General features: G+C 58.5%; 17 protein-coding genes. 9 read left to right on the top strand and 8 right to left on the bottom strand.

Annotated features, from left to right (window positions below; all coding sequences use genetic code 11):
* Window positions 1-225: 225 nt before the first annotated feature.
* Window positions 226-1,530 carry a hypothetical protein gene (locus AMS69_RS14125; protein WP_202904555.1) on the bottom strand — a complete coding sequence of 435 codons (1,305 nt, stop codon included), beginning with the start codon at window positions 1,528-1,530 and terminating at the stop codon, window positions 226-228.
* On the bottom strand, window positions 1,527-2,210 hold the full coding sequence (locus tag AMS69_RS14120) for a hypothetical protein (RefSeq protein WP_238378470.1): 684 nt from the start codon (window positions 2,208-2,210) through the stop codon (window positions 1,527-1,529). Before AMS69_RS14120 ends, AMS69_RS14125 begins: the two co-directional genes overlap by 4 nt.
* A gap of 295 nt (window positions 2,211-2,505) precedes the next feature.
* On the opposite strand from AMS69_RS14120, the gene rdfA reads away from it, so the two are divergent.
* On the top strand, window positions 2,506-3,102 hold the full coding sequence (rdfA, locus tag AMS69_RS14115) for a rod-determining factor RdfA (RefSeq protein ID WP_053968696.1): 597 nt from the start codon (window positions 2,506-2,508) through the stop codon (window positions 3,100-3,102).
* Window positions 3,103-3,129: 27 nt separating this feature from the next.
* On the opposite strand, the gene AMS69_RS14110 is transcribed toward rdfA, so the two are convergent.
* A complete protein-coding gene (locus tag AMS69_RS14110) occupies window positions 3,130-5,088 on the bottom strand; it encodes an archaea-specific SMC-related protein (RefSeq protein WP_053968695.1) in 1,959 nt (652 codons plus the stop codon).
* A 232-nt stretch (window positions 5,089-5,320) separates the two neighbouring features.
* Between AMS69_RS14110 and AMS69_RS14105 the strand changes: the two genes are divergently transcribed.
* Genes AMS69_RS14105 through AMS69_RS14085 form a run of 5 tightly spaced genes read left to right on the top strand, consistent with a single transcriptional unit; the run spans window position 5,321 to window position 9,355 of the window.
* Complete coding sequence (locus tag AMS69_RS14105; protein ID WP_155119972.1) at window positions 5,321-6,472, top strand: PTS fructose transporter subunit IIC; 1,152 nt, start codon at window positions 5,321-5,323, stop codon at window positions 6,470-6,472.
* 13 nt (window positions 6,473-6,485) lie between these two features.
* Window positions 6,486-6,962, top strand: coding sequence for a PTS sugar transporter subunit IIA (locus AMS69_RS14100; protein ID WP_053968694.1), 477 nt, complete (start codon window positions 6,486-6,488; stop codon window positions 6,960-6,962).
* The gene (locus AMS69_RS14095; protein ID WP_053968693.1) at window positions 6,959-7,246 is read left to right on the top strand and encodes an HPr family phosphocarrier protein; all 288 of its coding nucleotides are present in this window, start codon (window positions 6,959-6,961) and stop codon (window positions 7,244-7,246) included. Before AMS69_RS14100 ends, AMS69_RS14095 begins: the two co-directional genes overlap by 4 nt.
* Window positions 7,239-8,924, top strand: a complete 1,686-nt coding sequence (gene ptsP, locus AMS69_RS14090; protein WP_053968692.1) for a phosphoenolpyruvate--protein phosphotransferase — start codon at window positions 7,239-7,241, stop codon at window positions 8,922-8,924. Before AMS69_RS14095 ends, ptsP begins: the two co-directional genes overlap by 8 nt.
* Window positions 8,921-9,355 carry a PTS fructose transporter subunit IIB gene (locus tag AMS69_RS14085; RefSeq protein ID WP_053968691.1) on the top strand — a complete coding sequence of 145 codons (435 nt, stop codon included), beginning with the start codon at window positions 8,921-8,923 and terminating at the stop codon, window positions 9,353-9,355. The genes ptsP and AMS69_RS14085 overlap by 4 nt, the downstream gene beginning before the upstream one ends.
* A gap of 179 nt (window positions 9,356-9,534) precedes the next feature.
* Here the strand turns inward: AMS69_RS14085 and AMS69_RS14080 are convergent, their stop codons facing one another.
* Both AMS69_RS14080 and AMS69_RS14075 read right to left on the bottom strand, forming a co-directional pair.
* Window positions 9,535-11,457 carry a heparinase II/III family protein gene (locus tag AMS69_RS14080; protein ID WP_238378467.1) on the bottom strand — a complete coding sequence of 641 codons (1,923 nt, stop codon included), beginning with the start codon at window positions 11,455-11,457 and terminating at the stop codon, window positions 9,535-9,537.
* The gene (locus AMS69_RS14075; RefSeq protein ID WP_053968690.1) at window positions 11,411-12,661 is read right to left on the bottom strand and encodes a glycosyltransferase family 4 protein; all 1,251 of its coding nucleotides are present in this window, start codon (window positions 12,659-12,661) and stop codon (window positions 11,411-11,413) included. The genes AMS69_RS14080 and AMS69_RS14075 overlap by 47 nt, the downstream gene beginning before the upstream one ends.
* A 785-nt stretch (window positions 12,662-13,446) precedes the next feature.
* Between AMS69_RS14075 and AMS69_RS14070 the strand changes: the two genes are divergently transcribed.
* Window positions 13,447-13,677: a twin-arginine translocation signal domain-containing protein gene (locus AMS69_RS14070; protein ID WP_053968689.1), complete on the top strand. Its 231-nt coding sequence runs from the start codon at window positions 13,447-13,449 to the stop codon at window positions 13,675-13,677.
* Entirely contained in the window at window positions 13,674-16,160 is a 2,487-nt protein-coding gene (locus AMS69_RS14065; protein ID WP_053968688.1) for a right-handed parallel beta-helix repeat-containing protein, read from the top strand. The genes AMS69_RS14070 and AMS69_RS14065 overlap by 4 nt, the downstream gene beginning before the upstream one ends.
* Before the next feature lie 69 nt (window positions 16,161-16,229).
* Here AMS69_RS14065 and AMS69_RS14060 read toward each other — a convergent pair whose 3' ends face one another.
* The 3 genes from AMS69_RS14060 to AMS69_RS14050 form a co-directional block, all read right to left on the bottom strand.
* Window positions 16,230-17,609, bottom strand: a complete 1,380-nt coding sequence (locus AMS69_RS14060; RefSeq protein WP_238378460.1) for a sulfatase — start codon at window positions 17,607-17,609, stop codon at window positions 16,230-16,232.
* A gap of 239 nt (window positions 17,610-17,848) precedes the next feature.
* Window positions 17,849-19,648, bottom strand: a complete 1,800-nt coding sequence (locus tag AMS69_RS14055) for a hypothetical protein (protein ID WP_053968686.1) — start codon at window positions 19,646-19,648, stop codon at window positions 17,849-17,851.
* 359 nt (window positions 19,649-20,007) lie between these two features.
* The gene (locus AMS69_RS14050; protein ID WP_053968685.1) at window positions 20,008-20,985 is read right to left on the bottom strand and encodes a glycosyltransferase family 2 protein; all 978 of its coding nucleotides are present in this window, start codon (window positions 20,983-20,985) and stop codon (window positions 20,008-20,010) included.
* Between the two features lie 527 nt (window positions 20,986-21,512).
* Between AMS69_RS14050 and AMS69_RS14045 the strand changes: the two genes are divergently transcribed.
* On the top strand, window positions 21,513-22,853 hold the full coding sequence (locus tag AMS69_RS14045; RefSeq protein WP_238378451.1) for a right-handed parallel beta-helix repeat-containing protein: 1,341 nt from the start codon (window positions 21,513-21,515) through the stop codon (window positions 22,851-22,853).
* Window positions 22,854-23,243 lie beyond the last annotated feature (390 nt).

The raw sequence follows: 23,243 nt of genomic DNA, 5'->3' as shown, positions 1-23,243 counted from the left end.
GCTACTGGGGCTTGGCCGTCGAACAGTCACGTCCGACAGCCTGCCCTAACCTATAATCGACGGGACATGACGAGTTTTGCACCGCTCCCTGCTCGTTGGTGACGATTGTTGTACCCCTCCTCCGTCGCTACGCCACTGAAATAACAGTGGTAACATTGTGATTCCCACAAACTGTCAGCGTGAAATTACGTTGCGTTTCGGACCGCTGCTACCCACAGTGTTTCGTCAGCCGGACTTGAGCGCCTGTACGGCCTGTCGGGCGGCCGGCGGCGCTGCTCGGGCCAGCGCCGTCGCGTGCCAGTAGCCCGCGACGCTTCTGTCGAGCGCGGACACCGAAACCGCTCCTCGGTGCTGAGACAGATGGCGGTCCGCGCCCATGACTTTGTAGCCAGCGTCGACCAGTATCGTTCGGACCAGTTCCGGCCGGGCACTCGATTCGAGGGCCGCCGTGAGCGCGTCGCGTGCGGTCCGTCTGATGTCCCGGATCGCCGCCGCGCTCGTCGGGCGAGCGAGTTCGTCGGCCTCCCGACGCGTCCCGATGCGTTCGAGCGCCCGGAACTGGGCGAGTCGCCCGGTCGCGTCGACGACGGCACTCGCTGGCCCGATAGCCTCCGAGAGACTGCTAGTGCCGCTCTCGGCCTCCCAGCGGAGGTCTTCGAGGACCATCCGCCCTGGGGTACGGTCACCGGCCGTCCCTTCCGGGGGCAGGGCCTCTCGCCGGTCCCGGACGGCCGCGAGCAACGTCTGCGCCCCGTCGGCCAGTACCGACTCAAGCGTCCCGACATCGGCCGGGAGCGCGGCCTCGAACTGCGACCCCAGGTGGCGGGCGTTGTCGAGATACGCCTGCGCCGACTCGGCCCGCTCGCCCCACTCGGCCACCGCTAGCAACTCCGAGTCCGCTCTGGGCGCGCCATCTGTCTGGTCGGCCCGTCGCAGTCCCGTCTCGATGCGGGCGTGAACCAGCGCCGCGCGCACCGGGTCGGTCCCGACGTACTCGTGTGCCTGCCTGGCTTCGCGGGCCGCCAACACGGTCCGGCTGTGTTCCTCTCGGAATGGGGCGTCAGTACGTCCGCGGTCGACGACGCTCCAGCCCGCCGCGGCGTAGCGGGCGTGCTCGCGCGCCGACCGGAGATCTCGAAGCGCCACCAACCCTGTTCGGGCCGTCCGCGCCTCGTCGAGGCCGTCCGAGGCGGTGCTGGCGGCGTCGGTCAGGTGCTGGCGAACGTGGCCGTTCGGAACCTCGTCGGGACCAAGCGGCGTCGGCAGCGTTGCCAGGAGCGAGTGGACCCGCTCGCGCGCGGCCTCGAAGTGGCTCGTTGCGACGTCGACCGGGACCGCCGGGGGCACCGGTGACTCCAACTCCTCGTCGCGTCGGATGTCGGGCAGGTCGTAGGCATCGATAGTCGGCTCGCCCCCGGTGTTGCCGATACTGCCACAGCCGGCGATGGCGCTGGCCCCTGCCAGCGCGAGCATCCCGCGACGGGTCATCCCCGCACAGTCCCCGCCCGCTCCGGACGTATCGTCCGTCATGCTCGCTCACCACCGGACCGACGGGCATCGCTCTGCCCTGACCCGCCGTTACCTTCGCTTTCGGCACCTCTCTGTGGGCCGTCACAGCCACTGCCCCCGATAGAGGAGGAGAACCTGGTGACCTCGTCGGCGTCGAGCGCCTCCGGAATACGGATGAACCACACCGCATACACCGTCTTGCCCGCCGTGCAACGTTCGTCGTAGGGACGGCTCACCCGGCCGTAGTCGGTCGAAATCCTGTTTGGCGACCACTGGATTCTACAGAGCGACAACCGAAAACATTCCTCGATGAGTACGTTCTGGATGTATATACCCTCTGTCTCGAAGTCAGTTTCGGCAAGGAAACTCTCGATTGGCTCGCGGTCCACGGCTTCGGCGACGCCGAGCCGGTCGGCTTTCGCCGCGGTGTCGATAATTTCGGACTCCAGCCGGTCTCTGTGTCGGCTTTCGGTCGGCCGGCCGTCGTCGTCGAGCCAGACCGGCTTCCGGTCGGCATCTACGCGAGAGACGACCGTGTCCGGGTCGAATACCGAGCCGACCTTCGGACCAGCCGCGTCGTCGCTTTCCGTTGGAGTGCGTGTCGAACCAGTGCCACCCTCGAACAGCCCGCTGCAGCCGGCAAACAGCGTTGCCAGCCCGCAGGCGCTGTGAAGGAGGGAACGTCGGGTGAAGGGGACCATCGTGCACCTTCCCGCTTGCGCTGTCAGGTATAAAATCCTCGCGGTAGACTGACAGCCACCGGGTCGTGCCAGATGGCCCGTACGCTGAACCGATGTCGACGGCTTACACCGATTACTTCAAATCTGGAAACACTGATGGCTGATTTAAATCTATATTCGGTACTGATGGTTTATAATATGCACATTCTGTAGTTGTCGGTGAGTACCATTCTCGCCTGGCATGCCAACTGCCCGCTACCGACGAACGCGGAGCCGCAACACAACGGCTAAACCGGGCCGCCGCGTTCCGGCGGTAATGGGGTCGGCGCAGTCCAAAGTCGGACGACTAATCGAAACGTACGGTCTGGAGTCGATGGGTTCGGAGCTGGAACGGGCCTGGCTCGGGGACGGTCAGGAGCGCCAGAGCCTCCGTGACCTCGCTGACCGGTTCAACCGAGCCCTGCTCGTGGCCGCGATACGCGACGCGGGGATGGACGTGGTCGACGGCGAGCCGGCGAACTTCTACCGCCTCCTGACGGCCGAAGATGTCAGCGCGGGCAAGCGTGTCGAGGCCCGGAACCGACTCGAACGGGCCGGTATCGACGTCGAGCGGCTGGAAGACGAGTTCGTCACCTACCAGGCGATTCGCTACTACTTGACGGAGGTTCGCGGGGCGAGCTACGACCCCGACCGCGGGACCGACCAGGTAGAGCGGGAACGCGACACCATCGACCGCCTCCGCAGCCGGGTCGAGACAATTGTCCGGGACACCGTCGACCGACTGCAGGCCGCCGACACGCTCACTGTCGGCGAGTACCGCGTGTTCGTCAGCATCGACATCCGCTGTCAGGACTGCGGGACGCGCCACAGCATCAGCGACCTCCTTGACCGCGGCGGCTGTAACTGCCGGTAGCGTCCCGCGTGGTCTGTCCCTACTCCCTCAGATGTCGGTAATCCGGGTGTACTTCTCGGGGAGTGCTTGTGCGTCCTCGGGGAGCAACGCGACGACGAGGTAGGTGGGGAACTCCGCGAAGTACTCTACAAGGGCGGCGATGCGGTCCGCGTCGATTGCCTCCAGCGAGTCAAGCAGCATGAACGGGACCTCCTCGTACACGTCGTGGACGAGGTAGCCGGCGAGCGCGAACACAAGCCCGGTCACCTCCCGCTCGCTCTCGCTCAGGTGGCCGACCGTGTCCTCGTACACCGTCCCGCCGTCGGTGCTCCTGACGACGTGGAGGGTGAACGTCGACCCCGTGACGCCGTCGTCGCTGGTATGGACCGGGTCATCTGGTGTGTCCGTCCGTTCGATCCAGATCCGTTCAATGTTGCCGTAACCGAGAATGTCGAGCAAGTCGTCCATCTTCTCGTTGAACTGGTCAGTCGCCTCGGCTTCGAGGCGGTCGATACGTGACCGAAGGTCGATCAGCTCGTCGACTACTTCTTCCCGTCGGTCGGCCAGTTCGTCATTCCGGCGGATTTCTGACTCGATGTCGGCGATCTCTTCGCTTATCGTATCTCGTTCGGATTCGAGTCGGTCAAGTTCTAGCTCCAGTTCGTTTGCCTCCGTGTGGAGGTCCAGCACTTCGTCGAACTCTTCCGTCCGGAGCGTGGTCACCCGGGCCTCCAGTTCCTCGACGCGGGCCGAGAGGTTGTCGCGTCGCTCCCGGAGGTCCGCTACGTCCGACTGCCGGCGCTCGATTTCGGTGTCGACCTCCGTAATTGTCTCGTCCAGCTTTTGTGCCCGCGCGCGCGTCTCAGCAATTTCGTCACGCTGGTCGGTTAGTCCGTCGAGGTCGTCTTCGATATCGTCTATCTCCCCGACTGTCTCCTGAAGATGGTCACGCATACTCTGGAGCGTCGACTCGATACGGGCCGGCTTTACTCGCGAGCCACAGGTCCAGCAGGTCGTCTTTGATCCCTTGTACAACTGTTCCGTGATGTCACCGACGCTCTCGGGCTTTGCGTCGATGGCATCCGTTATTTCATGATGTTCGCCCGATAGCAGTTCTTCGTTGAACTCAATGACATTCTGTAGTCGGGTGGTGTACTCTGAGAGTTCACGCTCCCGTTCTCGCAGTCGTTCGATGTCTGATTCCAGCGATTCGAGTCGGTCATCTGGTGCGTCTGGGAGCCCGGACCGTTCGACTGCGAGGTTTCCTCGCTCGTCGCGTAACGCCGCAATGCTCTCCTGTTCTGACTGAATATCCTCGCGGACGCGTTTCAGTTCGGACCGAGTCGCCTGTAGCTCATCGAGAGCCGTCTCGAGTTCGTCCCTGTTTTCCTGTGTCGTCTGGAAATCGACATCCCGCTCGTCGATGCGTTCTTCGACGCGCTGGAGTTCGTCTCTCGTCTCGGCAATTTCCTCGCGGAGATCAGCCCGTTGGCGCTCCAAGTCGGGAAGCTCACGCTTGAGCGACGCGATACGATCGAGTTCCTCGTCGATCTCTTCTTTGCGCTGCTCGGCTGCACGTATCTGTCGGTGGATAGACGCCACGTCGACGGGTCGCATGATGATCTCCCGGAGGTCATCACCCCGTTCGACAGCCCGCCTGGCCTCGTTGTCTTCGAGTAGGAACGCGAACAGGTCCGCAACAGTCGGGTCCGTGAGAAGCCCGAGGCCCGACCCGACAACCCCGTCGTCGGTTCTGGTCAGTGTTCGGGTGTACGGCTCTCCGCCCAGTGAGAACTCGATGTGCCCCTGATCAGCGTCACCTTTGACGCTTGCCCACTCGCTCCCGTGAGCGGCCATCACCGCCTGCAGGAACGAGGTCCGATTCGTCGCGTTACGGCCCTGGAGCACCGTCACCCCTGGCGGGACCTCGACTGTCGTCTCGTCGATGCCCCCTATCTTTTCGACGGTGACGGTCGCCACTTCCCCAGATACCGAGCGTGAACCCATGTTTCGGTGTGAGCGGGTTACGGGCATAAGTACTATGGCGCGCGTGGCACCGATCATCCAGACATTCACCCTAATAGATGGAAGTGGCTAACAAACATATGCCTGTTATTTAATAGGGCTCCCGGACCTATTTCCGTTCAGAAACAATCGCCGATATCCATATATCGAGCAGTTTCGGTAAATAACACGCTCAAACGTGTACATTTATATTATGCAATCGGCGTAGCTGTCGATGTCGTTGACCATGACAGATCAAGACCGGGCTGAGAGTGCGCTTCGCGCTCACGTGACCTCCGTCAAGGAGGACCTGATGACGGGCGTATCGTTCATGATTCCTTTCGTGACTATCGGGGGGATTTTCCTCGCGGTCGCGTACGCGATAGGGGACACACAGGCAGTGTTCGGGAACACCGGCTCGGCAGGCTGGTTCCTCGCACAGATTGGCGTGGCCGGGCTGACGATTATGGTTCCAATTCTCGGCGGGTACATCGCGTACGCCATCGCCGACCGTCCGGGACTTGCTCCAGGATTCCTGCTGGCATACATCCTCCAGCAAGGGAACGTCGTCGCCGAAGCGGCGACAGTAATCGGCATCTCCGGCGGCGAAGCCGGTGCCGGCTATCTCGGCGCAATCGTCGCTGGACTGCTGGCCGGGTACGTCGCGCGCTTCTTCAAGAATCTCGACGTTCCCGAGTTCATCCAGCCGATGATGCCCGTGTTGCTCATCCCCGTCGCGACGATGGCGGTGCTGACGCCAATCATGCTCTTCGTGCTTGGCGTTCCTGTCGCGCTCGCGAACGAGGCTCTGACCTCGTTCCTGCAGTCGATGCAGGGCGGTCAGGCTATCGTCGTCGGCCTCATCCTCGGCGGGATGATGGCCTTCGACATGGGTGGCCCGGTAAACAAGGTCGCGTACGTGTTCGCGACCGGACTCATCACCGAAGAGATCTACGCGCCGATGGCTGCGGTAATGATCGGCGGGATGATTCCGCCGATTGGCCTCGCGCTCTCGAATTTTATTGCCCCGCACAAGTACGCGGCCGAAATGTACGAGAACGGGAAAAGCGGTATCGTGCTCGGCCTATCGTTCATCACTGAGGGTGCGATCCCCTACGCGGCCGCGGACCCGCTCCGCGTTATTCCGGCTATCGTCGCCGGCAGCGCGGTCGGCGGCGCGACCTCGATGGCCCTCGGCGTCACGATGCCCGCTCCCCACGGCGGCATCTTCGTCGTCCTGCTGTCAAATCAGCCGCTCGCGTTCATAGGCAGCATTCTGCTGGGTTCGCTCGTGACGGCCGTCATCGCGACGGTTATCAAACCGGACTTCGAGGACCGCGTCGACACTGGCAAGGAAACGACCAGTGCACAACCGACCAACGACTAACCACAGTACACCAATGACAGACACAATCTCAACGGATGACATCGACGAGCTGATTCCGGCGAACCACATCTCGCTGTCCGAACCACCCGCCGAGAAGGAAGCCTGCATCGAATACCTGCTCGACCTGCTGGTTGACGCCGAAAGGGTCGAGGACCGCGAGCGAGCACTCGACGCGCTGCTGGAACGCGAATCGGAGACCACGACCGGCGTCGGCATGGGCATCGGCATCCCGCACGCGAAGACCGACGCCGTAAACCGCCCGTCGCTCGCGTTCGTCCGTTCCGAGGCGGGCGTCGACTTCGGCTCCATGGACGGCGAGCCGGCAACGCTCGTGTTCATGATTCTCGTCCCGGAGGCCGGTGGCGAGGAGCACCTCGACATCCTCAGCTCCCTCTCCCGGGCCCTGATGCACGACGACGTTCGGGACCGGCTCCACGCGGCGGAGGACGAAGCGACCGTCCAGGACGTGCTCCGGGAGGCCATCGCATGACCGTCGAACGCACCGTGACGATTGTCCCGGAAGCGGGCCTGCACGCCCGGCCGGCGTCAGCGTTCGTCCAGGCCGTCAACGACCACGAGGCAGAGGTCTCGGCTGGGCGTCCGGATGGTGACCTCGTCCAGGCGGCGAGTATGATCGCCGTCACCAGCCTCGGTGTCGGACAGGGCGACGACATCAAACTGGTCGCCGACGGCCCGGACGCCGAAGCCGTACTCGACGAACTGGAGCGAATACTAACAACACCAGAAGGAGAACTGGACACTGACGATGGCTGAACGCACACTCCACGGGACCGGTGCCACGCCGCGCTCCGGGGTCGGAACGGTTGTCTGGTACGGCCGCGACATCTCGCTCCCGGATCCGGACGACGTGGAAGTCGAACCCGAGCCAGAGAGCCAGCGGTTCGCTGACGCCGTCGACACCGCCCGCGCCGAACTAGAGTCCGAGCGCGAAGCGACTGCCGAACGCGTTGGCGAAGACGAAGCCGCAGTGTTCGACGCGCATATCCAGTTCCTCGAAGACCCGACTATCGAGGAGGCCGTCGAGACGATGATCGGCGAGGGGCACCCCGCCCCGAACGCCGTGGACGCCGCGTTTGGCGACCACATCGAGCAGTTCGAGGGGATGGACGGCCGAATGGCCGAGCGTGCGGACGACCTTCGAGACGTCCGTGACCGACTTCTCCGTCTGTTGACGGACGGGGAACGGGTCGATCTCGGAGACTTGCCCGACGGCAGTGTCGTCCTCGCCGAGCGGCTGACACCGAGTGACACGGCACAACTCGACCCGGAACGCGTCGCCGGCTTCGCTACAGTTACAGGGGGACGAACATCTCACGCGTCGATTTTCGCCCGCTCGCTGGCCCTGCCGGCCGTTGTCGGTGTCGGGGAAGCACTCGACACCGTCGAAGATGGCACAGCGGTCGTGATCGACGGCGACAGCGGTGAGGTGCTGGTCGCCCCTGACGACTCCGAGCGAGCGGCCGCGGCAAGCGACTCGGGAGCCGCTGTCGTCGATGCGTCTGTCGAAACCACTGACGGGCGACACGTCGAAGTGGCGGCAAATATCGGCCAGCCGGCGGAACTAAAGCCCACAGTAGACCGAGGGGCTGACGGCGTTGGGCTCTACCGGACCGAGTTTCTCTTCCTCGACCGGGAGACACCGCCGTCGGAAGACGAGCAGTACGAGGCTATCCGTGAGACACTCGATATGTTCCCGGATGGTCGCGTTGTCGTCCGGACGCTGGATATCGGTGGCGACAAGCAGATTCCGTATCTCGACCAGCCAGACGAGGAGAACCCCTTCCTCGGCGAGCGCGGCATCCGGCGCTCGCTTGACCCGGATTCGGACCTTTTCGCCACGCAACTCCGTGCACTCCTGCGTGCTGCTTCGGACGGCGCTGGGGACCTCGCCATCATGTTTCCGATGGTCGCTACGGTTACCGAACTCGACGCTGCACTCGACGCGCTGGACACAGCAGCGGCTGATATTGAAGAGTGCGACGCCGACGCCGTTGATGTCGAAGTCGGCGTCATGATAGAAACACCGAGCGCCGCCTTCATGGCCGGCGAACTCGCGGCGCGAGTCGATTTCCTCTCTCTCGGAACGAACGACCTGACGCAGTACGTGATGGCCGCCGACCGCGAGAACGAGCGCGTCGGCGACCTGCACGACCCCACTCATCCGGGCGTCCTCCGGGCAATCCATCAGACAGTTACTGCAGCTCACGCTGAGGACGCCTGGGTCGGAATGTGTGGCGAGATGGCTGGCGACCCCGATTTGACCGAGCTGCTTGTCGGTCTCGGCCTTGACGAACTCAGCATGAGCGCCGTGACGATTCCGGAGGTCAAGACGGCCGTCCGCGACACCGAGTACAACACCGCGAGTGAGCGTGCGGACCGCGCCCGACTCGCCGCAACACGAAGCGAAGTCCATACCACATTAGACACATGAAACTCGTCGCAGTCACCTCCTGCCCGACTGGGATTGCACACAGTCAAATGGCAGCGGAGAACCTCGAACAGACAGCCGAAGAACAGGGGCACGATATCAAGGTAGAAGTACAGGGCGCGATGGGTGCGGAGAACGAGCTCTCCGACTCGGATATCGAGTCCGCCGACGCCGCCATCATCGCCTCGGACACGTCGGTCAGTCAGGACCGGTTCGGCGGTATTCCGCTAATTAAAGGCACAGTCAAAGACGCTGTTAACGACGCCGAAGGCATGATCGCTGATGCGATTGCGGCTGCTGACGGCGACGCATCGGACACTGGGTCCGATGTCGATGGCTCCGAGTCCACGAGTACCGATTCGACGCAGCCGCGCCGTCGTGGTGGTGATCGTTCGAAGAGTCTCGTGGCTCGGCTGAAGCGTCTGTTCAGTTGAGTCGGAGCTATACCCCGCCAACGTCGGAGATCCATCGAACGGCATAGCGGATTGAGCCACTTGCACGGGCGGATATAATCCATGAGTTGCGGCTACAATCCCAAACGCCGGATTACCCATCAGCTGCAATGTCCAAACCGCCCTTATCCGATGGGGTAGCGGTTTTAGCCCGCAGGCGATTATTCCTCACTTTCAATAGAGGAGTCATATCTATTCCCATCGCTGCCGCTTGGGGCAAGAAGATAACCCAGAGCTGTTGTTCCTGACTTCGGACCGACTCGTAACTCCACGGTCTGTCGCTCCTGAGCGACGCCAAATTCGGCGAAGTATTCGGTTGTAGTAGTGCGAACGTCGTTTGTACCCAGTGGGTGAACGTTCAGCAAGGGCGGATCGTCATCGGCCACTGTCTGGTGAGATGCCCGTATTGTCCCAGACTCGTTGATTGTGACAGCAATATCCGGGTGGAAATGGAGACGAGAAATGCATGGCTCGGTCTCAGTGTCAGGCCCGCGGAGTGTATCGCGGACAAGCCACCAGTCGTCTGCCGCTACAATTTTCCTGGTGTGTTGATATGACGCTGGCGAATGTGGGTTCGTCACGTAGTGCCCACCGAAAGCCGCCGGATCTGTCCGCTCGTACTGTACCGTCGGTTCTGTCCGCGCCCCCATCAGATACTTTCCACCGATCTCTATCGGCTCGGTGGTGCCGACCTGTACCGTATTGTGGCCAGCGACACCTCTGACGTACTGTCTGCGGTCGTTGCTGGCATAATCATATACACCGGTATCGGTAAGCACACGCTGTCCACCGACCCAGAGCAAGATACTCAGCATATCGTTGTGGGAGTGACCGGGTAAATGCGAAGGCCCGACCGGGCCGCCGTCCACTAACAGGCGTCCATGGTCTGTATCGAGCCAGTAGTACCCTGTCTCCCCGCTCGCTGGATTGTGAGCCGGGGCGGGACGGTCACCCAACCCAAATCCGGCGGCAGTAGCGTACCCCAAACAGTCGCCAAGCGGAAGCGCCTGACCGAACACGGCGTCGTTACAGAGCGGAAGCCGTTCGTCTGGGGGACAGAGGTACCGCAGATACGCTACGGCCTGCCTCGTCATCGCTGTCAGCCAGTTTGGGAGTGAGCGATTACTGGCTGCCAGTACGGCGCACGCTGTCACGAACCTCGTTGTCACGATTGCATGATACATCGGCGAGCGCTCATAGTGGCCACCGTCAGAAAGGAACTGCTCAGCCCCTGTACGGCCAAGTACAGAGATCCCATCTGAAACCCAGGACGTATCAGCATCTGGGAAAGTGAGTCCGCCCATGAGCAGTGCGAGCCCGTTCTCGACGAGGTGATTCCCCCCGACATCGCCTTCGATATGGTTTGCAAGGAAGAGCGAATTCCGATATATCTCTTTGGTAAGGGCCTCAGTGAGTCTCTCTGGAACGTCTTTCCGGGGACCTCCAGTTCGCCACGCGAGGTATCGTGTGAGTGTTTGAATGCGGAGTGACACTGCCCACGGCGTCCACACGTCTCGGAGGTACCCCGGCTGGCCGATCTCGATACTATCGGTCCAGTCCCGTATCCACTGGTCGAACACCTCGACAACCCTATCCGGGGCCGACTGTGGGTCTTTGAACCCCAGCGACGCCCATCGAAGCGGCTCGAACGCGTATAGTTTCAGCGGCCAGAGCAACGGATAGTCGTCGAACCGGTCGTCAAACCAGTTAAGCTGGTCTGGCGACCGTAGCTGTATGGTCTTGTTGAGGAACGTCAGATTACCGTCGGCCGCCCGACGGCTCCGTTGCTGGAACATCTCGACGGTCGTCTCGGAAAGTTCTGTCCGAAGCAGGCGAAGATCCGTTTTGACCGGATTGGTCGCTACTGAGAGGGTTTGAGGGATTGCTGCGTCGTATCTCGCGTCGAAGTCCAGCGGGAGTCGTGTGAGCACGGAGTTACGAGTTGTTCGCTCAACCATCCCGAGTACCTGAGCAGGCTCCAACTGTGTGAGCGTGTGTCCGTACAACCTGACCGCTTTGGGAAGCGCCTGCAGGTGCTCAGTCATGGTCTGGGTCTGGGGCCGTGTACGATTCCAGTCGTTCATCTGTCTTCAATGTCCGAAACACCTCGCCAAGTCGACCCGCGATGGCCTGCCGATCATACGCTTCGGAGACGACTCTGTATCCGTCTCGACCCATCGCCACTCGCTTGTCGGGGTTTTCGAGGAGACTGTCAATCGCTGCCCCAATGCTCTCTGGAGTGGGTTCTGTGTGAATCCCTGCGTCTGTGTCCGTTGCGAGCCGCTTGATTTCCCCTCTTCCGGTGACGACGACGGGTAGCGAGCACGCCATGTACTCGTAGAGCTTCGTGGGTATCGCGTAGTCCAGCTCTGGACTGTCCTTGATTGGAGCCAATCCGATAGTTGCAGTATCAAGAATCTCCGGGATTCGATCACGGTCCACCAGTCCGACAAACTCTACGCGGTCTTCAAGCCCAAGTCGGGCTGTCACATCTTTGAGCCGAGACACCTCGTCCCCGTCGCCAACCAACTGAAGCACTGCATCGTCGCTTGAAACGTGTTGCATTGCCCGGATACACGGTTCGAGTGCCTGCGCACTCCCGATATTCCCGGTGTAAACAATTCGGGAACCGCTGCTTTCAGGGGTCGATACCGAAGAAAACCGGTTGATGTCAACACCGTTCGGGATGACTTGAACCCGGTCCCTGAGCTCGCTCCCGTACGTGTCAGCGACTGCATCCCCAAGGGTCTCAGTCGTTACCGTAATGCGGTCGGCGGAGTGCAGCGCAAGGCGCTGGAACGTACGACCGGCTGTTACCAGGGGACTGTCTGCTGAAATGTATCCGAGGGCGATTGAGTTCTCAATCCACAGGTCGCGGACATCGATCACCCAGGGAGTTCCAATGGCAGCAGCCACGAGTCCGGGGAACCCAGTGGTGATTGGTGGCGTAGATGTCATGACAACGTCGTACTGCCGGAAATTCAAGACTAGCCAGAGAGCCGCATGCAGTGCGAATATCAGGTAGTATGGAAGTCGACGAAGCAGAGAGGGGTTCTCTCTCTGTGGCTGCCACGTCCACAGACGGTGGACGACCACACCCTTATCGCGGTCTGTCTGTTTTCGCTTCCAAGTCCGTTCGAAGTTTCCCGGTGGGTAACAGCTGGACGGCGCCAGAACGGTCACGTCGAAGCCGTCACCGAGATTGACGGCTGTGTCGTGAATTCTGGATGCATTGCCGCCCTTTTCAGGGGGATACCGCTGAGAGACGATGACGCAGTCAGTCGTCATCGTCGTGAAGTGTGTCCATCGTTTGGCCCACTCTCAGATGTTCCTCCCTCCATTCTGACGACGGTCCCGTGTCCGCTCGCCTATCGCTACTCATCAACATCGAATCGTTGCACTGTACCCCTGACGGGTGTATTAGTATACGTTTGATACTCTTGTGGCGTTCCGAACCTGAATCCGTTACGTGCACTATTGAATCAGTATATATCGACTTATTATCGATTCTCGACCTTGAATAAAGTGAACTGATAGACCAAAATATAGTCAAACTGTCACCCTGTATTATAATAAACCACATTGATCTGTCTCTCAAACAAAACCCCCATAAACAGAATCTGAGGCGTTCAGGTCAGAGTATTCATCGACTTTGTATACCATACAGATCAGTCGGTAGCATCCTCAGAAATGGATCTTGGTTAATGAACCCCGCTCCTGACAAACCGGATAACCAAAATAACTCAGATTACAGTCGTAACAGTCAAAATCACAGTTTCAGTATGTCATTGATCGCAATCGGTGGTGTGCCGTTCAATACGAGTCAGATTTTAGTGTCAGACTGAAGTAATACATCTATACGGCTGAGTATAGTGTCCCGTGCTCAACGATGCGGGTCAACCACTCTGGACGAAGCTCTGTCTCATGGTAGGATCCTCTTACTCTCATCCTGTATTATTAACTTAAGACAAGCTAACTGCCTGTAAATATCTTTAGTTGGTAATTAAAAAGAGCCAAACTCACTTTGACTGGTAGCATCAGTAAATACGGGACCTACACCAGCGGTGAGTGTGATGAATACCGAATCGGAGCAAAGTAATAACTCATTAACTGACGAAGCGGACGGAAAGAACGGGCGGAACAAATCACTTGACGGGGGCCGACAAGGTACAATTAACCGCAGGGACTATCTCAAAGCGGGTGCCGTCACAGTCGCCGCACTCGTCGGTGCGAACAGCGTCACTGCAACCGCATCGTCCCAGCAGACGCAGTATATGACTGATTTCAGTGAGTACGCGCTATGACTGAAGACATAACCGACCACGGTGCGGTGGCGAACCCGGACGACCCTTCGTTCGATGCGGCGAAACGTAACTGGAGGGCAGTGCTTGACGCGGCAAATGCTACTGGCGACGGTGGCGAAATTTACGTCCCAGAGGGAACGTTTTATTTCGCCCGTGACAGTCGGTCTTCGTTCTTTGAGTTCGGTGGACAGGAGCCCGCCGGCATATCAATCACCGGGGCTGGTCCAGAGCGCTCAGCGTTAGGGGTGAGCAGACACACTGACGCGTCATCCCACCCGATCCAGACAGGATTCTACTACGACGATGGTGCCGATCACGGTACGGTCACCATCCGAGATATTCGGCTGGACGGGAACTACGAGAACCTACCGGACCTTCGCGGTGCTGGCGGGGGTTCTCGATGTATGAATATCGCTGGCAGCGGAGACGTACATTTCTCAAATGCGCATATCCGCGGCTGGTATCAAGAGGCTATCCTTGGCCGAGACGTGCTACGGACCGTCGACCGGTGTACGTTCGAAGACAACGCCATTGCGGATCATAACTATTCGGGCGGTGGACACATCGGCCACCACATCACCACCCACGCGAGCGAGGGCAACCCCCTCACAGTGACGAACTCCCATTTCATCGACTGTTCCGGGAGCGCCATAGATGTCCGGTTTAACACTGGCGAGATCCGGATGCGGGACTGTTACGTGACAGGGACCGGTGCCAACCTGTGTAAGTTGAGTGCCTCATCGCTGTTCGATGTCCGACGAGTATACCATCGCGCCAACACGCCTTCGCTCGAATCCAAACTCGACGAGAAGTCGGGCGAGAACTTTTATGGCCGGTGTTTCATCAACAGGCTATCCGATCGCACCGGTGGCGTACCGACAGTGTATCTCGAGGATGTCGAAACCAGGGACCACATGGGATACGCTATCCAGGCTGCCGCCGGACAACTGAACCTTCAGGGTGACAACTTTGCGATCCACAACGCAACGTTCGAGCTAGCTGACGAAGTGTTCCGTGACCGTGACGGGGCGCATTTCTCTGATGTGGCTCTCGACCGCGTGTCAGTGCACAACTGCGAGCGGGCATTGTTCGGGACGCAGGACTCGGACGGGGCTATCAAAACACTCGCGCGTGATGGGAACGGCGGTCTCGGCGACACCGGCGCTATCAGGATCGAGGCTGACGAGCAGGGTGCCGACCCGCTCACACCCGACGTGCCGACTGCTTCCGATGTCGGTATCAACTCAGCGTCCGACGACTCCGAGGAGGAAACAACCACTCCCTCCGAGTCACCGCTGTTCGATCACTGGACACCGCAGTGGTCTAGTTCCACGAGCGATTGGAGTGTCGACACCGGATCGCAGTTCGCAGGAAACTCCGCCCTCGCCTTCGAGAACACCGACGGGAACCGTACCCGATACGCCATTTCCGCGGACAATGTCGGCCGACCGGCGGACGTTGAGGTACTAGATAAGTTTCGAGTTCCATCGTTCGCTGCGGACACAGAATACGGGTTCCACGCCCGGGTGTATCTCCGTGGCTCGACGGTTAACGGTAATGCCAACGGCTACTGGATAGAGGTCGAAGACCGTGCAGACGCGTTCCGCCTCGGTAAATACACCGACGGGACCGTGAGAACGATAGCCCGATTCGGCACGCCACAGGAGAATGAATACTTCTACAGGCGGTTCCGTGCGGAGGGGTCCGAGCTGAAAGCAAAGGTCTGGCCTGCTGGAACGGACGAACCAACCGAGTGGGACGTTGTCGAGACTGACAGCGACCACGCTGACGGGTGGGTTGGGCTTGGATCGTTCGACCCGCAACCAGTCGAAACGGACGTGTTCAGTGCTGTGACCGGCGGTTCCACCGCTCAATTCCTTGACTCCGAGACGACAGATACGACGCCATCTGTTTCCTGGGCAACGCCGACTGACGGTGAGGTAGCGAGTGGCGAAGTGACGTTACAGATCGCAGCGAACGACGAGGAAGACGCCGCAGAGGCACTGACTGTAGAACACCGCCTTGGCGACGCTAGCTGGAAGACGGCCACATACAACGCTGAGACTGGGTATCACGAGGACACGTGGGACACGACAGGAGTTGACGGGGGCGACTACCGACTCGAAGCGCGTGTGACCGACTCTGCCGGAAACGACGCTACTGCCGCAGCTACCGTGACCGTAGACAATGGGACGGCTTCGAGCCCCCCGAAGATTGAAGCCGTCGAAGTGAACCGTACAAATACTGATGACTGGTCACGATTCGATGTTGACTGGACCGTTACGGACGCCGATGGGGACCTCGATATGGTCGTCACGACGCTCCTCTCTCAGGGAACAGTGGTGGCTGCCGATAGCACCCGTGTCAGCGGGGAACAGGACAGTTACACGCACCGATTGCGAGACCGTGGTCAAGTCGACGAACTTCGGATCACAGTGAATGACGTTGAGAATCAGGTGGATAGTCTGAGCGAACCGCTGTAGTTCCCATTTCGTGTTATTCATCTCCCTGTCTGTAGCGCGAAGTTGCAATGTCCATCCAGATACGGTTTGTCACTCCTTGTAGCCGAGCTTGCGAAGCTGGAGTCGAACGTTTTCGGAAATTTCGCCGTCAGTAGTCATAACCTCGGCGCTTGTTACCGACTTCATGTGGTCGTCTAAAGCCCCGGCCAGCCTGTCGTAGGCGACAGACTCACTCTCGTCTGGTTGGGTGATTTCTTCCGGTTCGGAGTGACGTCTGCAAAAAATCTCCTTGCCCGTCTCCAGATCCCTGATGAGCTTATACTCTCCGTCAGTACCCATCAGTCCGCCGTCGTCATGGTCGTAGCTCTCAGTGAATACGATCCTGTCGCTGGTAGCATCAAAACCGGGCCCGGCGATATCTCGCCCGTCGACTGACTCAGGTGCCTCGATACCGGCTCTTTTCAGTATCGTCGGGACAAGATCGACATGTGAAACCGGAGTCTCTATCTCGCCACCGCTAATCTCAGGTCCATCAATCAGCATTGGAACATGAACGTTCTCTTCATAGAGAGCGCTTCCCGGATGAAAAACAAGTCCCTTCTCGTTGAACGCTTCGCCATGGTCCGACGTGAACACAAGGAGCGTCTCCTCTAGACCGATCGTCTCGTCGAGTCGCTCTAGCAGGTTCCCAAGCTGCCGGTCGAAATACTCTATTTCACCACGATACAGACGCTCAAGCGCGTTTATATCGCTCTCGGCGGCCTCGGACCGTTGCTGGTTAACTTTATGAAACAGTTTTACCGCACGCCTCCGGCTGATCCCCTCGCTGACTGTCCCCTCGTGAGGATAGTACGGATTATGGACATCCATGTAATGTGCCCATACGAAGACGGGTTCAGACTGCTGTTGGGTCCAGTTGACGATATGCTGATTCAACTCTTCGGCCGGTTTGTAGAGGTTACTACCAAGCTGAATCCCCAACCGCTTACCGGCGTTCTGGTACGTCCAAAGAACGAGATCCGAGAGTTGCTCGGTAGCGACAGCCCGTTCCACGGCCGTGTTGAACAGAGACGTAAGCTCTGACTCTGTGTCCCCATCGCCCCCACTGTCACGACCCAGATAATAGTCGAACCCTCTATCGTAGTTGTATGTCGGGCTTAGATACGTGTTCGAGTGAAAGCCACCCGTGGCGTATCCTTCTTCGGACAACCGCTCCGCAATATGCACCCGGTCCGGATCGAAGCCTGTCTCCGCTGATTCGAACGTCCAGGGATAGCTCCCGCTCAGAATCGAGAGAAACGACTGTTTCGTGTACGGTGCATTCGCGTATGCAGTGGAGCAAGTGAGCCACTCTTCGATCAGTTGCGGAAGCGTTTCGAGCGAGTCAGGAGCCTTCGGCCCGGTAACATAGTCAGCACGCAGTGAGTCCACCGTAATGAAAACGATATTTTTCATTGCCACTGCCCCCACTGGCCGGAACCATATCCCACAAATCGAATCCGTTCGCTGTTCATCAAATCGTCTCTCGTGTGTATCCACTTTGGATTCGACATGGGTAGTTTAGCAACTTTCAAGAAAATAATTATACGTTCCCTAACCGAGTAGAACACTAGACCCGGCACTATCACCACTAAACACGGCTTCTGGATCAATATCTCACAGAACTACTCGACTGCTTGGGCCCGATACCGACATTCCGGTTGGTGAAATCAGTTCGGACTCGCTGTCGCTCCGTCGTTTGCGGTAGCATTGACGAGGTACTGCGTATAATCCCCGTTGTCGTACAGTCGGTTGACCGTCTGGTCCCGTTCGAGCTGATCAAAATCACCGGGTGTGTATCGCCATCGGTCACGATAGCCCGGGAAAAGCTCTGGATACGTGATCCGGCCCTTCCGCGTGATTGTAAGGTAGTGGTCGGAGTCGTAACTACTCCCGAGATACTGTCGGGTGGTGTAATTGAAATGACTCGGCGGTGTTCCTTCGTCGAAGTTGTCCGATGTCTGAACACCGTTCCGGTAGTCGTGGTGTCGGTGAAAGGTAATCCCGAAGCGGTCGAGATTTTCGGTGGCCTCGCCGTGGCCCATCAGCCACGCGCTCCCCTCAAGTTCCATCTCGGTTACCTGTGGATTCCGTTCAGAACTCAGCGGTGATTTATACACACTGAATGTGGAAAGGCTTGCGAGCAGTAGGAGAACTACCACAGCGGTCGGCCAGAATCCGACAGTCCGTCCGATCCGTCTCTCGCTCCAGTCGATCTTTATCCAGCCGACATACAACAGCTGTCCGACCAAGACGATAGCGCCGATCTTAGCGATCTGGAATGGTCGGTTCGGCGGGACGATGAGGTCTGAGACTAAGAATAACAACCCTCCAAAGCTGAATACGACTACCGTTCCAGTAAACATTCCGAGGTGTGGTGTTGGGACATATCGACCTTTCCAGACCAGAGCAGCTGCAGCGACTGTAAATGTGAACCCGAGCCCAAACAGCATGAATTCGACGCCATATTTGAATAGTATCACTCGAAGAATATCGATTAGGGCCGGAGAAGACTCTTGAATAGTCTGCTGATAAGCGGCCACCGGCGGTTCCCCTTGATCGACACCGAACAGGGTGGTGTAGATCCGCTTGAAGCGCAGAAGGATACCCGCGTACTGCGTGTACCAAACCGCAAACAATGCTACTGAGATCGAAAAGAGGTTTTTTGTAGTGGGGAAGGGGCCGCCCATACTCGGAACGTGATTGCTTCCGCGATACAGGACGAATACCCCGATGACAAAAAGCGCAGTTAGCGGATGATAAAAGGTCTGTGCGAAGAGTACAATCACGAATGCAGTCCGGGTTGCAGGTGTGGCGCTTTGATCGCTCTTGAAGAGAAGGTACAGCGAGAACGGTATCAGCATGATACTCAGTGCGAAGGGGCGGAACCCGAGATGTGCGAACCGAAGCACAGGGAGCATGACGAACGGAATCCCGAAGAGCATCTCTCGTCGGGAGTCGAACACGGTCCGCAACAGATAGAACATCGCTCCGTAGTATAGCAGAGAAAACACGGGAGACAGCACCATCACGACCGTCATCCAGTCGAGACCCGTCGCATCGGAGACAGTGACGGCCAGAACGTGGGCCGGCGGGTAGATGTTAGCGCCGATCTCGCCGGTAACAACAAAATCGCGGATATACCCGAGATGTGACATAGGGTCTTCCCGCCCATACATCTGATACCCGCGCAGGAACGGCATGAGAAAGAGGACTAAGTTAGAGAGGATCATGAGCGCGAGTGCCGGTTGCCACGTCGTATCCGCAGGCTCAGCCGCGCTCAAGAGTATAACAAGGCCGCCCACAAACAGTGCCCCGACGATCGAGACCCAAAAATACGATGGGAGAGCCCCGTAGATAGATATTTCATACTTAGTTGCCGATGGCACCGCAGAAACGACTGCGACTGCAAGTATAAGTAGCCCCGTCCCCAGAAGCGTAAGCAGTTCGAGGTGCCGGGCTCGGCTCATCGGTGTCGCTCCCTGAGACCTCGCTGGAAGAACCACATTGTCGAGCGAGAGGAATGTTGATCAAGAGCATCAGCTGATCCTTCACTTGATCGTGCTTGCATATATTCTACTTTCCGAATTGCATACATTGTTATGCGACCATTTAGCTGTCCCCACAGGGTCGCCGGAAGAATCCACAGTCCGACGGCGAAGGTTCTGCTCCCGTCTGTTGTGCATACTTGACTGACTGTGACATGGTCTGTATCATCATCCATCCGCGGATGGAATGAAAACGACAACACCGGTTCAGTTGAGCCGATGCCGCAGTGTCCGGCTTCCCGATGGTGTGTCGTCGCCGCCATGCTGGAAGCCAGGAGGGTTCACGTACCGGAAGCAGGACCGCTAGTCACCTTCTGTCGAAGAGAGGCAATCGATTCATAAGACCATCTCCCACCGAGCGACGCAACCAGATGCGGATACACTGACCAGTACAACGGATTCGCGAGCGCGGATAAGAGAAAGTACTTTCTAGCCTCCCTATAGCGGTTGGCTCTAACTGCAGACCGTGCCAGCGAGCGACGCATTGTGGCTATAAACATCCGCTCGTAGTAGGTCCCGTACTCCGCCCCAACCCAGTCATGCTTCGAGATGAGCATTGGATAAGCCACGTCTCGCTTCTCTTCAAATTTCTTCGTAATGCTGTCGGGGAGGCCGGTCTGCCGGTACGTCAGCGTCTCACGAACTGGCCGGAAGTGTGCGTGCTGTGCCAGGCGGACGAACCACTCGCGGTCTTGCCAAGCAGGCAATCTCTCGTCGGGTAATCCTGCAGTCTCTATGACCGTTGTATCGACCATAACCGAGGAGAACTGACCGAAGTTCGTGCCGGTCAGGAGGTCAGTCATTACGTCGCCCGATGCGATTGGTGTCGACACTGTCGTGCCCTCTGGCCCGTCCTTCCGAACGCCGGTGTACACCACACCAGTCTCCGAGCCAGACTGCTGAAATGCTTGCACCTGTTTTGTAATCTTCGTCTCGTCCCACCGGTCGTCATCGTCCAAAAATGCGACGTATCGGCCGTCGGCTGCTCTTATACCCGTATTCCTGGCAGCGTTCGCTCCCCGGTTCTTGTCATGGCGGAGGATCCGAAAGGAGCTGTCCACTGTCGGATCGAATGAGTCCAGCGTTTCTCTAACAGGAGTCGGAGATGCGTCATCGACGACGAGCAACTCAATGTTTTCATACGTCTGCTCTAGAACACTCTGGATGGCGCGCGATAGCCTTTCGTTCCGGCCGTACGTCGGTATGATTGCGCTTACGAGCGGCGTTGTCGCTCCTTCCGCGTCCACGGACTCATTCATGTGGCTTCGGTATTGTGGTCGGGACTGACGGTGTTCACTATTCAGCACCTACTGGTGCCCCCAAGCCGCAAGTCGTCGGCCGGACATATCGCTGGTACCGTCTAGTAGACCTCACCCACTGGAGAAATCCCTCCTCGAAATCCGGACAACGTCTCGACCAGCAGTTAGATACACGCCAGAAAATCATACCACTCCCGGAGTTGAGGGGCAACTGGAGGTGTGCCGTCTGATGAATTATGTTATTCCCGTCAGTGGGTATAAGAATAGGTTAAGAAGGGAATAACAATGCTATCAATCACAGCATATGTGGGTATGCTTACTGGGTTCGCAACAAGTGATCTGCGCTCCGACGATACATAACTCGATTTACACGTATAAAAACAATGACTGATGACTCAGGGTTGGCGTCGCAGATCGGCCGACGGAAGCTCCTTGCCCTCCTCGGATCAGCCGCGGTCACTGGCGGTGTCGCTCATCAAGTGCTTGAGGGTCGGTTTACTGGGCCCAGTGAGGGGCCGCTGGCCAGCGTGGAAGAGACGCCGGAGGCAAAACCAGATCAGGAACGGACAGAGACGAGCGGGGAGAATATCAGGGCGCACGGTGCGAAACCGAATCCGGACGATCCGAGTATTGAGGCCGCAGAGCGGAATCTGAATGCCCTCCAAGCTGCTGCTCAGGCGGCTGGTGCCCACGGGTCTATTTACGTCCCAGAGGGAACGTACTACATTGGCCGTAGAGGAGCGCAGTACGAACCTTTCAATCGGATCGGTGTCGACGGGGATATGCCACCCGGCATCTCAATCTGTGGGGCCGGCCCAGAGGCATCGGAACTCGCTATTACCGAGCGACTTCAGGCCGGTTCACACCCGGTTCAGACCGGCTTCCGCTACATGGACGATGTGGACCACGGGACGGTCGTTGTTAGGGATATCCGCCTCAACGGAAACTATGAGAATCTCCCGGATCTCCGCGGTGCTGGTGGCGGATCAAGATGTATCAAAGTCGGTGGCGACGGTGATCTCCACCTATCGAACGCTCATATCCGCGGCTGGTACCAAGAGGCTATCCTTGGACGGGATGTGCTACGGACCGTCAACCGATGTACGTTTGAGGACAATGCTATCGCCGATCACAATTATTCGGATGGCGGACACGTCGGCCATCACATCACTACCCACGCGAGCAAAGGCAATCCCCTCAAAGTGACGAACTCTCGATTCATCGATTGTTCTGGAAGCGCAATAGATGTCCGGTTTAACGCCGGCAAGATATCTGTCAGAAACTGCTATGTGACTGGTACTGGTGCGAATTTTTGTAAATTGAGTGCCGCATCCCTGTTGGATGTCCGTCGTGTCTTCCACCGCGCGAACACACCCTCGCTCGAAGCGAAGCTTGATGACATCCCCGGACACGAGTTTGATGGCCGACAGTTCATCCAGCGTATCGCTTCCCGAGCGGACACTCCACCGACAGTACGTCTTAATGACGTTGTTACGACAAATATGACAGACTACGCGCTCCAGTGTCGGATTGACGAGATGACCATCGAGGGAGATATGATAGCAATCACAAAAACGAACATACGAGAGGACGATGAGGTTATCAGAGACCGGGACTCGGGATGGTTCTCGGATATCGATATCGGCCGACTCTCAGTCCATGAGTGTAATGGCAAGGTGTTCGATCTGAACTCATCAAATGGCACTATCCGGACCTTGGCACGGAACAATAATCAGGGTGGGCTGGGCAACACAGCTGACCTCACGGTCGAAACGGATGCAAAGGGGCAAGCACCGTTCGAGCCATCAGTGCCGTCGCCATCGGCTGTCGGAATCAACACTGCGTCACACTCAGTTGTGTGGAGGTAACCCAACATGTCTGCACAGAGACTCACCGACAGTCACCGAGCGCGTACCCATCGCAACTATCAGACACCTCAACCATGAATGGACCAGACACTGGCATCAAACGGTTGACGCTCGCATCACCGAAATCGGACACAGAGCCTCGACTCCGCCGGTTCCTACTGATTTATATCAGCGTGTTCGTATCGCTTTCGCTGGCGATGTGGTGGGTTGGGTTCACGGGATTCAGCGTCTACTATGTCATCGCCTTCCTGTGGTTTCTGGTCTTGAGCGTACTCCTGGTTTCGCCGAAGGCCGATATGAGTTGGACCCACGGTCTTCGCTGGGCCAAATGGATCGGTTGGATACTGCTCGTATATGTCCTCTTTAGACGTGTGATGCCCGTTCTTTCGT

It is taken from the genome of Haloarcula rubripromontorii (assembly GCF_001280425.1).
GTDB classification, from domain to species: Archaea; Halobacteriota; Halobacteria; order Halobacteriales; family Haloarculaceae; genus Haloarcula; species Haloarcula rubripromontorii.
Note: the sequence above shows the minus strand (reverse complement) of the source record. Positions and strands in the feature narration are given on the sequence as shown.